Origin of the sequence: Pseudomonas sp. K5002 (assembly GCF_013386655.1) — a bacterium.
Lineage (GTDB): Bacteria > Pseudomonadota > Gammaproteobacteria > Pseudomonadales > Pseudomonadaceae > Aquipseudomonas.
The window spans coordinates 1-1,645 of sequence record NZ_JACARK010000981.1 but is presented as its reverse complement, the minus strand read 5'-3'; the positions used below and the strand labels follow the sequence as shown (position 1 = coordinate 1,645).

1 protein-coding gene is annotated in these 1,645 nt (G+C 62.6%); it reads right to left on the bottom strand.

Features of this window, described 5'->3' with window-relative positions; translation table 11 throughout:
• The coding region (locus HX846_RS32100; RefSeq protein ID WP_178966946.1) for an ATP-binding protein at positions 1-1,645 on the bottom strand (1,645 nt) is incomplete at both ends.

The window sequence follows — 1,645 nt, the reverse complement described above, 5'->3', positions numbered from 1 at the left end:
GGGCTGATCAGGTCGGCCAGGGCGCGACGCAGTTTGCGGGTGCACGCGGGCTTGGCCTGCAACTGGCTGTTGGGGTTGGGCACCGAGGGGTTGAACAGCAGCTGTTCGGTGGTCGGGCACAACACCAGTACCTTGCAGCCCAGGTGTTCGAGGTCCCACAGGTGCTGGTTCAAACGCTCCGGCGGAATGTCGTTGGCGGTGATGCCCAGCACGGCCAGGTCAATCGCCTGTTCGGTCTGGTGGGCGCTGGTGATGCCGTTGGTCAGGCTTTCCAGGCTGTTGAACGGGGTGACTTCCAGGCCGCAGTCTTCCAGCTGATGTTGCAGGGCCTGGCGCGCCAGCTCGTGGTTTTCCAGCACCGCCACGCGCCGGCCCAGCAGCGGCGCGGAGGGCAGGTCTTCGATATCGTCACGGGTTTTCGGCAGGTTCAGGCTGATCCAGAATTCCGAGCCTTCTCCCGGCGTGCTGTCGACGCCGATCTCACCGCCCATCTGTTCGATCAGGCGCTTGGAAATCACCAGGCCAAGGCCGGTCCCGCCGGGTTGGCGTGACAGCGAATTGTCCGCCTGGCTGAACGCCTGGAACAGCGCCCGCACATCCTGGTTCGACAGGCCGATGCCGGTGTCCTGCACGCTGATGCGCAGTTGTACGCTGTCTTCCTGTTCGTCTTCAATCATGGCGCGGGCAACGATGGTGCCTTCGCGGGTGAACTTGATCGCGTTGCTCACCAGGTTCGTGAGGATCTGCTTGAGCCGCAGCGGGTCACCCACCAGGGAGAGCGGCGTGTCGCGGTAGACCAGGCTCACCAGCTCCAGCTGTTTGGCGTGGGCGGCCGGGGCGAGGATGGTCAGGGTGTCTTGCAGCAAGTCCCGCAGGTTGAACGGGATGCTGTCGAGCACCAGCTTGCCGGCCTCGATTTTCGAGAAGTCGAGGATTTCGTTGATGATGCCCAGCAGGTTGTCGGCGGATTTTTCGATGGTGCCCAGGTAATCCAGCTGGCGCGGTGACAGTTCGCTTTTCTGCAACAAATGGGTGAAACCAAGGATGCCGTTCAACGGCGTGCGGATTTCATGGCTCATGTTGGCCAGAAACTCCGACTTGATGCGGCTGGCTTCCAGGGCTTCCTTGCGGGCCAGGTCCAACTCGATGTTCTGGATCTCGATGGTTTCGAGGTTTTGCCGCACGTCTTCGGTGGCCTGGTCGATGCTGTGTTGCAATTCTTCCTGGGCGTTTTGCAGGGTCTCGGCCATGCGGTTGATGCCCGAGGCCAGGTGATCCAGCTCCTGGCTGCCCAGGGGTGGCAAGCGGGTTTCGAGATTGCCGTCCTTGAGTTGCGCGACGGCCTGTTTGATCAGGCCGATCGGTGAGTTGATCGTACGGCTGATGCGCAAGGCGAGGGCCGCCGTGCAGATCAGGCCGATGGCGATCAGCAGCAGGCTCGCGAACAGGCTGCGGTAGCCACGCAGCAACATGCCGTTGTGGGACAGTTCCAGCTCGACCCAGCCCAGCAAGCGGTCGGATTCATCCGGGATCAGTTCACCGGCGAGGTTGCGATGGCGGCCGAACACCGGCAGCAGATAACGGGTGGCGTCATTGCCGGTGCGCTGCAGCAGGTGCGAACTGTTGCCGATGGGCGGCTGGTTGA